This window comes from Vibrio sp. A1-1 (assembly GCF_021728175.1).
Lineage (GTDB): Bacteria > Pseudomonadota > Gammaproteobacteria > Enterobacterales > Vibrionaceae > Vibrio > Vibrio diabolicus.
Map to the genome: position 1 here is coordinate 54,754 of NZ_JAKKCL010000002.1, position 13,953 is coordinate 68,706.

Here is a 13,953-nt window from a genome sequence, read left to right on the forward strand (position 1 = left end):
GAAATTGGATTTGATTTGATGATGCAGAACATTATACCCAAGTAAAAAAATCCTGCTTTAGGTATCTCTAAACAACCAATATTGCCGATATTTTCGGCGGTATCTGAATTTTTTTGCGACATTACATTGATGTGCATCAACGCATGTTTACAACTAAATGGTGAACCCGTTAAAATTTGGTGCGCATCCTTCAACCCTACATAAGGCACCCAATGAACAACGATAAACGCCCACTATATATTCCATATGCGGGTCCGGCTCTTTTAGCAACCCCTCTTTTGAACAAAGGCAGTGCATTCTCTGCTGAAGAACGTAGTTCATTCAACTTAGAAGGCTTGCTTCCAGAGTCTACCGAAACAATCCAAGAGCAGGTGGAACGTGCCTACCAGCAATACAAGAGTTTCGAAAGCGATATGGATAAGCACATTTATCTGCGTAATATCCAAGACACCAACGAAACACTGTATTACCGCCTAGTGCAAAACCACATTTCTGAGATGATGCCTATCATCTACACGCCAACTGTCGGCGCAGCATGTGAAAACTTCTCTAACATTTACCGTCGTGGTCGTGGTCTATTCATTTCATATCCGAACCGTGACCGTATTGACGATCTGCTGAACAACGCAGCAAACCACAACGTTAAAGTGATTGTTGTGACAGATGGCGAACGTATCCTTGGCTTGGGTGACCAAGGTATCGGCGGCATGGGTATTCCTATTGGTAAACTGTCACTCTATACCGCGTGTGGTGGTATCAGCCCTGCTTACACGCTACCAATCGTGCTTGATGTGGGTACCAATAACCCGCAACGTTTAGCTGATCCGATGTACATGGGTTGGCGTCACCCTCGTATTACGGGTGCAGAATACGATGCATTTGTAGAAGAGTTTATTCAAGCAGTACAGCGCCGTTGGCCTGATGCCTTGATCCAGTTCGAAGACTTTGCTCAGAAAAATGCGATGCCTCTTCTTGAGCGTTACAAAGATCGCGTGTGCTGCTTCAATGATGATATTCAAGGCACGGCGGCCGTTACTGTTGGCTCTCTACTTGCCGCCTGTAAAGCAGCAGGCACTCAGCTGTCTAAGCAGCGTATCACCTTCTTGGGCGCTGGCTCTGCTGGTTGCGGTATCGCAGAAGCGATCATCGCACAAATGGTATCGGAAGGGATTTCTGACGAGCAAGCTCGCTCACAAGTTTACATGGTTGACCGTTGGGGTCTGTTACAAGAAGGCATGCCTAACCTTCTTGATTTCCAACAACGCCTGGTGCAGAAACATACCAATACGAAAGAGTGGGAAAATGAAGGAAATGGCTTCTCACTCCTCGACGTTATGCGTAACGCCAAACCAACGGTACTAATTGGTGTTTCTGGTGCTCCTGGCCTATTTAGCCAAGAAGTCATCGAAGAAATGCATAAACACTGTAAGCGTCCGATTGTCTTCCCACTGTCGAACCCAACAAGCCGCGTAGAAGCAACACCGAACGACATCATTCGTTGGACAAATGGTGAAGCACTGGTTGCAACAGGTAGCCCATTTGAGCCTGTGGTTCATGAAGGTCGCACTTACCCTATTGCCCAATGTAACAACAGCTACATCTTCCCTGGCATTGGCCTTGGTGTACTTGCTGTAAACGCAAAACGTGTCACCGACGAGATGCTAATGGAATCAAGCCGTGCGCTCGCAACATGCTCTCCTCTAGCAATCAACGGTCGTGGTGCGCTACTTCCACCGTTGGAAGAGATCCACTCGGTATCGAAAAAGATCGCGTTTGCTGTTGGTAAGAAGGCAATCGAGCAAGGTGTGGCGTTAGAAATTACTGATGAAGCATTGAACGTGGCGATTGAACAATCGTTCTGGCAACCGGTTTACCGTCGCTACAAACGCACTGCGTTTTAAGCTTGAGACATTTCGTTTAATAATTAGCCCCTACCATGTAGGGGCTTTTATTTTTTTATCATCCTAACCAGATTTTGGCATAAATGGGCTTCTCTCTTTTTGTTTCTATCAGATATGATGAGAACTACATTTTTAGTTAAGGATATAAAACGTTTTGTTGTTTTCTCGCATAAGATCAAAGTGGAAGCTGAAATTTTCCTGGAAGCGACTTGCTTTGATTTTGTCGATCTCTGTACTTAGTCTGCTTGTTTCTGTTATTGCCATCGACCGGTGGGTGGTTTTACAAGCCAAAGAAAGCATTTTCACTGAATACGAACAAATACCTCAACATGAGGTTGCTGTGGTTCTCGGTACCAGTAAATACATCGGTAAGATCCTCAACACTTACTACACTCATCGCATTAATGCGGCGATTGAGCTTTACAACCAAGGCAAAGTAAAACAGTTTTTATTGAGTGGCGATAACGCCCATCGCTCCTACAACGAACCGTGGACGATGAAACGCGACTTACTTAAAGCCGGCGTGCCTGAGGAAGTGATTCACCTTGATTATGCTGGCTTTCGTACTCTAGATTCGATTGTGAGGGCGAAAAAGATTTTTGCTTCGGAGCGCTTTCTGATTGTGACTCAGCGCTTTCATTGTGAGCGAGCGCTGTTTATTGCCGATGCTTACAACATTGATGCGCAGTGTCTTGCGGTAGCAGGACCTACGACAAACAAACAAAAAACATCAATGCGTATTCGAGAGTTGCTCGCCCGTGTGAAAGCCTTTTTAGACCTCTACATTATTAATACGCAGCCCAAGTTTCTTGGTCCTCAAGAGCCTATCGTTGCAGTAAAAGAGCCTGAAAAAATCTCTAATGAGCCTCTGCAAGTTCCCGTCGAATAGAGGAATCACGCAGCTCACAAGGCTAATAACATTTCTATAAAACAAATGGGTAGTTTTCTACCCATTTCCAATTCTCAACATCACATTTTCTAATTTGCTCTACGATTCAGGCAAAACTCTTTTTTGCATTCCAAGTAACATTTAATCAATAAATAACTACAAGTCAGTTACTTTGCCATAAAAAAACCGACAAAAGGCAATGCAAAAGGAGCACTACCCATGACCGCACTCGCTGTGACATTGAAGAACTGGTTCTTCACTCGCAACAGCATGATTTTGAACGCGAATATCGTATTGTTCATTATCTTGTTTAATACCCTACCCTTTGAGCCACAAGTAGTAACCGGCCTGAGCATCTTAGTTTTTGTTGCTATTCTTTGGCTAACCGAAGCGATTCACGTCAGCATAACTGCGCTACTCATACCATTACTTGCGGTATTTTTAGGCGTGTTTAACACTCAGACCGCACTGAACAACTTCTCCAACTCCATCATCTTTCTATTCTTAGGTGGTTTTGCACTTGCTGCAGCTTTGCATAAACAGAAGTTAGACCAAGCTATTGCTGATAAAGTGCTGTTACTCGCACGAGGCAAAATGTCTGTCGCTGTATTCATGCTATTTGGTGTGAGTGCTGGCCTGTCAATGTGGATTTCAAACACCGCCACTGCCGCTATGATGCTGCCCCTTGTACTGGGTGTGATGACAAAGCTAGACGCGAAGAAAAATCACAATACCTTTTTGTTTGTTCTGCTCGGCATCGCTTACAGTGCTTCGATTGGTGGTATTGCAACGCTGGTTGGCAGCCCACCAAACGCCATTGCAGCAGCTGAAGTTGGCCTAAGTTTTACTGAGTGGATGAAGCTCGGTGTGCCTATCTCATTAGTACTAATGCCAATCGCTATTCTCGTGTTGTACACCATGACTAAGCCTGACCTTAGCCACAAGTTTGATCTTGACCATCAACCAGTCGAGTGGACAAACGGCAAAATGATTACGCTGGCGATTTTCTTACTGACGGTCACGTTGTGGATTTTCAGTAAGCCTATTAACGCTATGCTAGGTGGCTTCGCTAAGTTCGATACCCTTGTCGCAATAGGTGCGATCCTTCTGCTTGGGGCTTCTCGCGCCGTCGAGTGGAAAGATATTGAGAAAACAACCGACTGGGGTGTGTTAATCCTATTTGGTGGTGGCATCTGTTTGAGTAACGTCCTAAAAGCAACCGGTACAAGCGTATTTTTGGCTCATAGCTTGTCGGGCTTCCTTGAGCAAGCTGGTATCCTTCTGACGATTCTTGCTGTAGTTGCTTTTGTTGTCTTCTTGACTGAGTTTGCAAGTAACACCGCTAGTGCTGCACTACTGGTCCCTGTATTTGCAACCATCGCAGAGGCCTTAGGCATGTCTCCGGTCATTCTCTCTGCATTGATTGCCGTCGCCGCTTCTTGTGCATTTATGTTACCAGTTGCGACGCCTCCAAATGCGATTGTGTTCGGTACGGGTCATATCAAGCAAAAAGAAATGATGCGAATTGGCTTCGTCTTAAACATTGCCTGTATTGCTGCACTAACGCTTTTCGCTTGGTTGTTCTGGTAAAAAATAGCAAGTTCGATTAGCACTACACTGCTGCTCACGGTAATCACATCGATGACCCAAACTTCCCCCTAAGTGGTGTTCAGCAGTTTCCCTCTTGGTGGCCAGTTGGCCACCTTTTTTAATTCCTTTGAGTGACGAATCGTTAGGCTTGCTTCTTTTCGCAGGCAAGCAAACCATAATGAACCTCGACCCGGTTGCGACCATTGCGCTTCGCTTGGTAAAGCACTTCGTCTGCTCTCGCCATGGTTTCGGAGACGCGTTCATTTTGCATCTGGGCAACGCCAATGCTGCATGTTAATGATTCACCGTGTACCCACAAATGACTCTCCACATTTTTGCGAATCATTTCCGACTTCTTCACAGCTTGCTCAATATTGGTGTCAGGGCAAAATACAACAAACTCTTCTCCCCCCCAACGAACAAGTCGGTCATCTGGGTAGATGGAACTTGCCACCACCATGACAAATTCGCGCAATATGTCATCCCCCATTTGGTGCCCAAATTTGTCATTCACCTTCTTAAATTTATCCAAATCCATATAAAGGATACTGAATGTACTATGCCCCCAGCGAACTTGACGTGATTGCTGCTCAAGCCAGTGCTGAACTGCGTGACGGTTCATCGCTCCCGTCAACGCATCGCGATGCGCCAACTCTGCAAACTCATAGTTTTGAGCTCGCAACGTACCATTCACCTTCTCTAAATGACGATGACGTTTTTTCGCTTTTTCATAAGCGACTCGATTTTTTCGTAATTCGTGCAGCGAAAATGCCAGCCCAAGCGCCATCCAAGAGAGTAAGAGCGCATACAGTAACGTTTCTTGTGCAAGGTAAGCGCCTTCAAACTCAATTTTATCAATCACAATTTTGTGCTCGCCAAGTGCCGCACCAGATCCGGTCGCTATATCAATACGTGTGATGTTTGAAAATTCAGGTGCTGAGTGTTCAATTGCGACTTTGTTGTCTACTAACCACCACGTCATCACCTGTAAATTTTTAATCGGAATTTCGATGATGTCGTTTGAACCGGACGGAGAAAACTGCATGCCATTGTATTTAATCGTGTACTCGTCGTCTGGTTTGGAATACTCAGGGTTATAGTTGCGCAGATATAAACGCAAATCATGGCTCGGATTGGGCCCCACCCCCGCCTCTTCATATCTCACTTTCAATCGAATCGTATGGTAATTGGAAAGGTCAATCCCCTGTGTTGGCGTTGTGGAATCGGTATAAACAGAGATTCCGCAATAAGGCCAAGCATACGAGCTTTGCTTTAAGTCACAGCTGAGAACTAGGCTTTGCTTATCGTAAAAAATATCAGCCTCACTCAAGCCACCTTCGCTGGCGTCTTTAGTCGCATAGATATTGAAATGTTCTGGTGTAATGGTCAGCTTTCGTGTATCGCCAAGAACACTATAAAGCGCAACCAAACTAATAGTGCAAATAGAGAGGGCAAAGATAAATTTATGGATCCACTTCATGGGCGAGTGACCTGCTCAGCTTATATACAACACAATGTACTCAATGATTTTTCGAACTTCAAACAAAGTCATTTATCAAGAAACAAAATTACTTTTAGCTTTCGTTCTTACTTTCGATACATGGTAACGTGTTTTGAACCGTTATCACGTTTTTAAATCTCTCAAAAATGCGGTTCACTTGTTATTTGCGAAGCATTTCACAGCCGTATTTCCTAACCCATGAAGGCCAGTGCATAACATTTCCGAGCGATACATTTCGCTTTAATGTGCCTGTCAACCCTGCATCTCATCACCACTTCGGATATACTGTGCAAAAACACAATAATGAGTAATGTCATGTCATTAATTGCAACTGGTACGCTAAATAAAATGCGTGCATCTCTGGACGGTGCTGTCAGTTACCGTCTACCTGTTGGTGAGGAAGAAATTGATCTATCGCCGTTTCTGGGTAAAACGCTCACACTGACTCACACGGGCAATATTTTTTGTTGCTCATGTGGTAAGAAAACGAAAAAGAGTTATTCGCAAGGCCATTGTTTTGTCTGTATGAAAAAGCTAGCAAGCTGCGATATGTGCATCATGAAGCCAGAGACTTGCCACTACGACCAAGGGACTTGTCGCGAGCCACAATGGGGCGAAGAGAACTGCATGGTGGATCACTTTGTCTACCTATCCAATACATCCAGCTTAAAAGTTGGTATCACTCGTCACACGCAAATCCCAACTCGTTGGATTGATCAAGGTGCGACTCAGGGTTTGCCAATTTTTAAGGTAAAAACTCGACATATCTCCGGATTAATTGAAGTTGAACTGGCGAAACACATCGCAGATAAAACCAATTGGCGCACACTGCTGAAAGGCGATGGTGAACCAATGGCACTGCAAGATCGTTTTGCTGAGCTATTACCTTTAGTCGAAGATAAGATTGCTGAGATAAAACAGCAATTCGGTGAAGATGCAATTGAAATATTAAGCGAAAGCATTACCGACCTTAGCTATCCGGTGCAACAGCACCCAACTAAGATCACCTCGCATAATTTCGATAAAAACCCGGTTGTTACTGGCACTTTGCAAGGCATCAAAGGTCAATACCTCATTTTTGACACTGGCGTGATCAACGTAAGAAAATTCACTTCCTATGAAGTGGAAGTAAGCGCCTAGCTGCATATACATATATATATATAGCTGGTTTGTTGAAATAAAAACGAAAAAGCTCGAGTTTGACTCGAGCTTTTTTTCTATCAGGAAGATATAATCAGTTACGCATCAAGGATGTTTTCTAGTACATCGAACAACATGTCGACTTCTTCTATTGTGTTGTAATGCATGCAACCAATTCGTACCACACCACCCGACTCTTCTAGACCAAGTTGACGAACTAAGCCCAGCGCATAAAAGTGGCCGTTCCAAACACAGATGTTGTGTTCACCCAGCGTTTTCGCGATAAACTCTGGAGAATATCGGTCGAATGTTAGCGCAAAAGTTGGTGTGCGGAGCTGGCTATCTTCTTTCGCAATGCCAAATAGATTGACACCATCTAGTGCACTCAGACGCTGTAAGAATCGCTCACTCAAGCGTTGCTCATGTTGTTCATACAATTGGTAACTTTGCTCCAATCGTTGACGAAGGGGTAAACTGGCTTCACCAAATTGAGCCAGATACTCAACCGCAGCAACGACACCAGCAAGACCTTCAAAACTTTGCGTCCCCGTTTCAAATCGGCCTGGGCCAATATTGGTAGCAGGCTCGACTTTGTACGGACGAATACTGTGCAGCCACTGATCGGCTATGTAAGCAATACCAACGTGCGGGCCGAAAAACTTGTAAGCTGAGCAAGCTAAAAAGTCACAGCCTAACGCTTGAACATCAACCAAATGATGCGGCGCATAATGAACGGCATCCACATAAACTTGTGCCCCAACGTTGTGCGCCATGCTTACTACTCGCTGCACATCCACGATAGAACCAGTCGTATTCGATGCATAGGTCACCGCTACAAGGCGCGTTTTATCAGAAAGAAGACTGCTTAAATTCTCCAAGTCCAACGTACAATCATCTTCGTTGATACGAACCTGATGAACCGTAACGCCTTTATCTTCTGCCGCTTGCTGCCAGCTAGACACATTCGAATAGTGGTCCAAAGCAGAAACAATGATCTCATCTCCCTCTTGCCAATCTCGGCTAATCGCACGACTAAGCTGAAAGGTTAACGATGTCATGTTCGCACCGAAGACGATATTGCCAGATGACGGCGCGTTAAGCAGAGCTTGCGCTGACTCGCGTGCGTTTTGCATCACGTCAACCGTCTTTTGGCTAGAAAAATAATGCCCGCCTAAGTTGGCGTTGAAACGACCTAAATACCCCACCATGCTGTCTAGCACTGATTGAGGTACCTGTGACCCGCCTGGACCATCAAAAAACGTCACAGGTTTGTCGTTATGGTATTGAGCGAGTGCCGGAAACTGCTCTCTGATCAGATTAAGATTGAAGTTCATTGCGCTTATCCGTAGCCGTGAGTACAAACACATCCATATGACCCGCTTCATCATCAATGACAGAACGGATTGGGCACGCGTTGTGCCACAGTTTACTGTCTGCCAATATTGCAACCTCACCCGTTTCTAACACCTTACGGAAAAATGGGGCTTGGTTATGACTGCTGTACAGCATGATGTCGCCACCAATGATGTTATGACGTCCCACGCCAACCATTGCAATGTGATCAAAACCGTCTTGGTGTACACCTTCAGGTGCCACTTGAGTTTCTTCTTCTAGCGCTGTGATTCGGATTTGGTGAATTTCTATTTCCTGGCCGTTAGGCAGATGATTCGCATTGACAAACAATTCGCACATTTCTCGGAAACCATCACTGGTGAGAATATCCTTCTCAATCGGCTCAAATTGTCTTACAACATCACCTTGGAATCGGTTGATATCAGACGATTGAACAAAGCTGTTTTTGTTTAAGTCAATGACTTTGCCATTATCAAAACCAACCACAGAATAACGCCTTAGTCGATACTGACCATCTGCATGCTCGGTACGAGGCAGTTCTTCAAACGATGGGGAAAGCTGCTCAATTGCTGCCATGCTGAGCTGTGTTAAATGCAGAGTATTCTCACGTGAATGTAACATCATTGTCTCCTTTAATGAGGCACATTAATTAACATTTAATTTACACACTAGGTTACGCAAATATTCTGCAATTGCCAGCTTTTAACGTTGATAGCTTCAACAAAATAACAAAAACAACATAACAGACCAATCCAAGGCACAAACACAGAGCCATGTTTCAGTTTTGCGCTTTGGCGATATTTGAAACTAGACTTCTCTACTACGAATAGAATTTTATGCTAGAAGTCAACGTTCTTTATCAATCTTTAGTGGGTTCTAATCTATAACCAATTATTCGATCACAATCGTTGTTTATGCTTTTAAAGCACTAAGAATTTCCATACAATCGAGGGAAATGTTCAGCCCTTTTTGGAGCCATAATGAGCGACGTAAAACATTGTAAACTATTAATTCTTGGTTCTGGTCCAGCAGGATACACAGCTGCCGTCTACGCAGCGCGTGCCAACCTAAACCCTGTGCTTGTGACGGGAATGCAACAAGGTGGTCAGCTAACCACCACTACTGAAGTTGAAAACTGGCCCGGCGACGCTGAAGGTCTGACAGGTCCTGCATTGATGGATCGCATGAAAGAGCACGCCGAGCGTTTCGAAACTGAAATCGTGTTTGATCACATCAACGAAGTAGAACTATCACAACGCCCATTTCGTTTAAAAGGCGATTCTGGCGAGTACACATGTGACGCATTGATTATTTCTACAGGTGCATCAGCAAAATACCTTGGCCTTGAGTCTGAAGAAGCATTTAAAGGTCGCGGCGTTTCTGCTTGTGCAACCTGTGACGGTTTCTTCTACCGTAATCAGAAAGTTGCAGTTGTGGGCGGTGGTAACACTGCTGTTGAGGAAGCACTTTACCTATCTAACATTGCGTCAGAAGTTCACCTGATCCACCGCCGCGATTCATTCCGTGCAGAGAAGATCCTTGTGAAACGTCTGATGGATAAAGTTGAAAGCGGTAATATCGTTCTTCATACCGATCGAACTCTCGATGAAGTACTTGGCGACGACATGGGCGTAACTGGCGTTCGTATTAAAGACGTCAACACAGGTGCGACTGAAGACCTTGAAGTGATGGGTGCGTTTATTGCGATCGGCCACCAGCCAAACACACAAATCTTTGAAGGCCAAGTAGACATGAAAGATGGCTACATCATCGTTAAGTCTGGCCTAGAAGGCAACGCGACACAAACTAGCATTGAAGGTGTATTTGCAGCAGGCGACGTTATGGACCATAACTACCGTCAAGCTATCACATCTGCAGGTACAGGTTGTATGGCGGCATTAGATGCTGAGCGTTTCTTAGACTCACTTGGTGACAAATAACTTTTCACATTTGTGTCATATCCTTAAAGCCCAGCGGTATTCCCGCTGGGTTTTCTTTTGTATACTACCGCCTCATTAAAACAATTATCATTAAGCCTTCACGATGGATAAGAAAAAGCAAAGCAGCTTGAATAAGTGGCTGAAGCAACAAAGTAAGTTAGCCAAGCGCTGGCTTATGATTGCGATAGGCCTAGGCGTACTTTCAAGCGTGTTTTTATTGGCTCAAGCAGCCCTGCTCGCCTCCATTCTGCACCAGTTAATCATTGACCAAGTAGACAAAGCCGACCTCATTTGGCATTTTGTTGGGCTTGGTGGCACGGTTATCGGTCGAGCTACTTGTACCTGGGGTCGAGAGCTTGCCGGTTACCGTTGCGGTGAGCAAATTCGAGTTTATATTCGCCAACTCATTTTAGATAAAGTTCATAAACTTGGGCCAGCTTACATCAAAGGCAAACCTGCCGGCAGCTGGGCGACGCTCATCTTAGAGCAGGTAGAAGATATGCAAGATTTCTTCTCTCGCTACTTGCCTCAGATGTCATTATCGGTACTAGTGCCTTTCATTATTTTGGTTGTCGTATTCCCAGTAAACTGGGCGGCAGGCTTGATCTTCCTAGTCACTGCACCACTGGTGCCTATTTTCATGGCACTGGTTGGGATGAAAGCCGCAGAAGCAAACCGCAAAAACTTTAAAGCGATGCAGCGTTTGTCCGGTCACTTTTATGACCGCTTGCAAGCAATGACGACCATTCGCTTATTCGATAGAACAAAATCTGAAACTGAAACTCTGAAGGGTGCTTCGGAAGTCTTTCGTACTCGTACCATGGACGTTCTGAAAATCGCGTTTCTATCTTCTGCGGTTTTAGAGTTTTTCACTTCCATTTCTATCGCAATTACCGCCGTCTACTTTGGCTTTAGTTATATCGGAGAGCTCGATTTCGGCTACTACGGCACAGGTGTTACGCTGTTTGCTGGCTTGTTCATTCTGATTCTTGCGCCAGAGTTTTATCAGCCATTACGTGATTTGGGCACGTTCTACCATGCGAAACAGCAAGCGGTTGGCGCAGCAGAAAGTATTGTCGAGTTTCTAGATTTGGAAGTCGATCAAATCAAAGATGGAACCCAAGCGTTAGATAAAAACAGCCCTATCCATATTGAAGCAGACGAGTTAACCATTTTTAGTCCGGAAGGTAAGCAGCTCGCAGGTCCCCTATCCTTCTCTCTTGAAGCCAACAAAAGTACGGCTTTAGTTGGACCAAGTGGTGCAGGTAAAACAAGCTTGGTAAACACCATCCTCGGTTTCATGCCTTATCAAGGTAGCTTGAAGATTAATGGTTGTGAATTGTCACAACTGGATCTAGCCACATGGCGAGAGGCCGTAAGCTGGATTGGTCAAAACCCAATGCTATTACATGGCAGCATTCGAGATAACGTCACGTTAGGCAAACACAACATTCAAGATGCAGACGTTCATTCTGTTTTGAATGACTCTCATGCTGCTGAATTTGTTGAAATGCATGGGTTGGATTACCCGATATCTGACCGCTCTGGTGGTTTATCTGTCGGTCAAGCCCAGCGTTTAGCGTTGGCTCGCGCTATGCTACAAAATGGTCGTTTTTGGTTATTAGATGAACCGACCGCAAGCTTAGATGCTCGTAGTGAAAAACTCGTCATGGAAGGCATTAACAAGTACGCACATGCCACAACGAATTTGATAATTACTCACCAGTTGGCACCTTTACAAAGCGTATCGCAAATTCTTGTTATGCAGGACGGCCAGATTGTTCAATGTGGTGATTACGACACACTGTCGACAGAAGATGGCTTATTTAAAGACATGTTGGAAGCGAACCTCGCACAACGTGAAACAGACAAGGGGAACTTAGATGCGTGATTTACTCCCTTATCTAAAACTCTATAAGAAACATTGGTTTGGTCTTTCTCTAGGTATGCTATTGGCATTTCTGACCTTAGCTGCATCTATTGGCTTATTAACGCTATCGGGTTGGTTTATTTCAGCCGCTGCGGTGGCAGGCTTGACGGTAGCTCGTGAGACCTTCAACTACATGTTACCAGGTGCCGGGGTACGCGGCGCTGCAATGGCTCGAACCGCAGGTCGATGGGGAGAACGTGTCGTTAGCCACAATGCAACGTTCAAACTGCTTACCGATCTACGTATCTTCTTCTTTAAGAAACTTGCACCACTGATTCCGGGTCGTGTCTCTACGATGCGTGATGCTGATCTGCTCAACCGCCTAGTGGCGGACGTAGATGCGATGGATCACGTTTATCTTCGACTTATCAGCCCTGTCGTGATTGGTATTTTTGGGATACTAAGTTTAACGGCTGTCCTGGCATTTTTTGACTGGCATCTCGCCCTGCTGCTTGGTTCGATTCTTACCGTCATGTTGTTTGTATGGCCGGTGCTGTTCTATAAACTGGGTAAAAACAATGGCGAGAACCTCACTTATCATAAAGCGCAGTTGCGAGTGGCGACTCTGGACTGGCTTCAAGGCTACAGCGAACTGAGTATCTTTGGAGCAGAAGAGCGTTATCGCAATCTCATTCTAGAGAAGCAAAAGCAGCTTTTGTCTAATCAGTTTGTGAACGCGAATTTAACGGGCATGGCTTCAGGCCTGCTTATGCTTGTGAACGGTCTTACACTGGTTGTGATGCTTTGGTTTGCTGCAGACGGCGTAGGAGGTCATGCTCCTGATCCTTGGATTGCGTTGTTTGCATTTGCAACGATGGCAAGTTTTGAAATTTTGATGCCTATTGCGGGCGCGTTCCAGTACCTGGGGCAAACGTTGACTTCTGCTCGTCGTTTAAATGAAGTAATTTTGGCTGAACCTGACGTTGTCTTCCCTGAGCAATCGAAACATAAAGGCACAACGTTAGACATTGAATTCGACAACATTGACTTCACTTACCCTGACGGTCAGCAAAAGGTGCTGAAAGAATTGTCACTCTCACTACCGTTGGGCACTAAAACAGCGATTGTAGGTCAAACAGGTTCAGGTAAATCAACACTCATTCAGCTTCTTTGTCGCTACTGGGATGTTAACCAAGGTGAAGTTCGAATCGGTGGTACAAAACTGCAAGATTGGAGCGAGTCTGACCTGCGAGAAGCAATGACAGTGGTCAGTCAACGCGTTGATGTACTGAATGGAACACTGCGTGACAACTTACTTATGGCCGCTCCAGAAGCAAGTGATGAGCGACTGTCTGAGATTCTTCAAAAAGTCGAACTTGGTGGCCTTCTTGAGGCTCCAGGGCTAGATGCTTGGTTAGGCGAAGGTGGTCGTCAGTTATCTGGTGGAGAGAAACGCCGAATCGGTATCGCTCGCGCATTGCTACGTGATGCGCCAATCCTACTCTTGGATGAACCAACTGAAGGTCTCGATAAGCGTACGGAACAGAAAGTGATGGCGCTTTTCAATGAGCACTTTGCTAATAAGACAGTGATATTCATTACACACCGACTAATAGAGCTAGAAAGCATGGATAGCATCTGTTTGATGGAACAAGGTGAGATCATCGAACAAGGCGATCATCCAACGCTACTCGCTCAAAAAGGGCGTTACTACCAGCTATTACAGTCTCTATAATTCGATTTTCAGTGACGAGAAGGGCTCATCAAAC

10 protein-coding genes are annotated in these 13,953 nt (G+C 45.1%); 7 read left to right on the forward strand and 3 right to left on the reverse strand.

Annotated elements, in window-relative coordinates:
• Positions 1–212: 212 nt before the first annotated feature.
• The 3 genes from L3V30_RS04345 (at position 213) to L3V30_RS04355 (ending at position 4,380) form a co-directional block, all read left to right on the forward strand.
• Complete coding sequence (locus tag L3V30_RS04345) at positions 213–1,901, forward strand: NAD-dependent malic enzyme (RefSeq protein ID WP_005395857.1); 1,689 nt, start codon at positions 213–215, stop codon at positions 1,899–1,901.
• 154 nt (positions 1,902–2,055) lie between these two features.
• Entirely contained in the window at positions 2,056–2,790 is a 735-nt protein-coding gene (locus L3V30_RS04350; protein WP_031780501.1) for an ElyC/SanA/YdcF family protein, read from the forward strand.
• Positions 2,791–3,009: 219 nt separating this feature from the next.
• Positions 3,010–4,380, forward strand: coding sequence for a DASS family sodium-coupled anion symporter (locus L3V30_RS04355; RefSeq protein ID WP_005395853.1), 1,371 nt, complete (start codon positions 3,010–3,012; stop codon positions 4,378–4,380).
• A 142-nt stretch (positions 4,381–4,522) separates the two neighbouring features.
• Here L3V30_RS04355 and L3V30_RS04360 read toward each other — a convergent pair whose 3' ends face one another.
• Positions 4,523–5,860: a GGDEF domain-containing protein gene (locus L3V30_RS04360; protein ID WP_237308409.1), complete on the reverse strand. Its 1,338-nt coding sequence runs from the start codon at positions 5,858–5,860 to the stop codon at positions 4,523–4,525.
• Positions 5,861–6,196: 336 nt separating this feature from the next.
• Between L3V30_RS04360 and L3V30_RS04365 the strand changes: the two genes are divergently transcribed.
• On the forward strand, positions 6,197–7,021 hold the full coding sequence (locus L3V30_RS04365; RefSeq protein ID WP_005393189.1) for a DUF2797 domain-containing protein: 825 nt from the start codon (positions 6,197–6,199) through the stop codon (positions 7,019–7,021).
• 98 nt (positions 7,022–7,119) lie between these two features.
• On the opposite strand, the gene L3V30_RS04370 is transcribed toward L3V30_RS04365, so the two are convergent.
• Together L3V30_RS04370 and L3V30_RS04375 are read right to left on the reverse strand one after the other, a co-directional pair.
• Positions 7,120–8,355: a cysteine desulfurase-like protein gene (locus L3V30_RS04370; protein ID WP_237308410.1), complete on the reverse strand. Its 1,236-nt coding sequence runs from the start codon at positions 8,353–8,355 to the stop codon at positions 7,120–7,122.
• Complete coding sequence (locus L3V30_RS04375) at positions 8,339–8,995, reverse strand: 2OG-Fe dioxygenase family protein (protein ID WP_005393193.1); 657 nt, start codon at positions 8,993–8,995, stop codon at positions 8,339–8,341. The genes L3V30_RS04370 and L3V30_RS04375 overlap by 17 nt, the downstream gene beginning before the upstream one ends.
• 359 nt (positions 8,996–9,354) lie before the next feature.
• Here L3V30_RS04375 and trxB point away from each other — a divergent pair, with 359 nt between their 5' ends.
• The 3 genes from trxB to cydC all read left to right on the forward strand — a co-directional run bounded on the left by trxB (position 9,355) and on the right by cydC (position 13,919).
• On the forward strand, positions 9,355–10,314 hold the full coding sequence (gene trxB / locus L3V30_RS04380) for a thioredoxin-disulfide reductase (RefSeq protein WP_005393195.1): 960 nt from the start codon (positions 9,355–9,357) through the stop codon (positions 10,312–10,314).
• A gap of 103 nt (positions 10,315–10,417) precedes the next feature.
• Entirely contained in the window at positions 10,418–12,205 is a 1,788-nt protein-coding gene (cydD, locus tag L3V30_RS04385; RefSeq protein ID WP_006742614.1) for a cysteine/glutathione ABC transporter permease/ATP-binding protein CydD, read from the forward strand.
• Positions 12,198–13,919 carry a cysteine/glutathione ABC transporter ATP-binding protein/permease CydC gene (cydC, locus tag L3V30_RS04390; protein WP_237308412.1) on the forward strand — a complete coding sequence of 574 codons (1,722 nt, stop codon included), beginning with the start codon at positions 12,198–12,200 and terminating at the stop codon, positions 13,917–13,919. Before cydD ends, cydC begins: the two co-directional genes overlap by 8 nt.
• Positions 13,920–13,953: the final 34 nt, after the last annotated feature.

Coding starts and splice junctions, on each gene's coding strand:
- L3V30_RS04365 (WP_005393189.1), top strand. CDS start 6,197: ATGTCATTAATTGCAACTGGTACGCTAAATAAAATGCGTGCATCTCTG.
- L3V30_RS04375 (WP_005393193.1), bottom strand. CDS start 8,995: ATGTTACATTCACGTGAGAATACTCTGCATTTAACACAGCTCAGCATG.
- cydD (WP_006742614.1), top strand. CDS start 10,418: ATGGATAAGAAAAAGCAAAGCAGCTTGAATAAGTGGCTGAAGCAACAA.
- trxB (WP_005393195.1), top strand. CDS start 9,355: ATGAGCGACGTAAAACATTGTAAACTATTAATTCTTGGTTCTGGTCCA.
- L3V30_RS04370 (WP_237308410.1), bottom strand. CDS start 8,355: ATGAACTTCAATCTTAATCTGATCAGAGAGCAGTTTCCGGCACTCGCT.
- L3V30_RS04345 (WP_005395857.1), top strand. CDS start 213: ATGAACAACGATAAACGCCCACTATATATTCCATATGCGGGTCCGGCT.
- L3V30_RS04355 (WP_005395853.1), top strand. CDS start 3,010: ATGACCGCACTCGCTGTGACATTGAAGAACTGGTTCTTCACTCGCAAC.
- L3V30_RS04360 (WP_237308409.1), bottom strand. CDS start 5,860: ATGAAGTGGATCCATAAATTTATCTTTGCCCTCTCTATTTGCACTATT.
- cydC (WP_237308412.1), top strand. CDS start 12,198: ATGCGTGATTTACTCCCTTATCTAAAACTCTATAAGAAACATTGGTTT.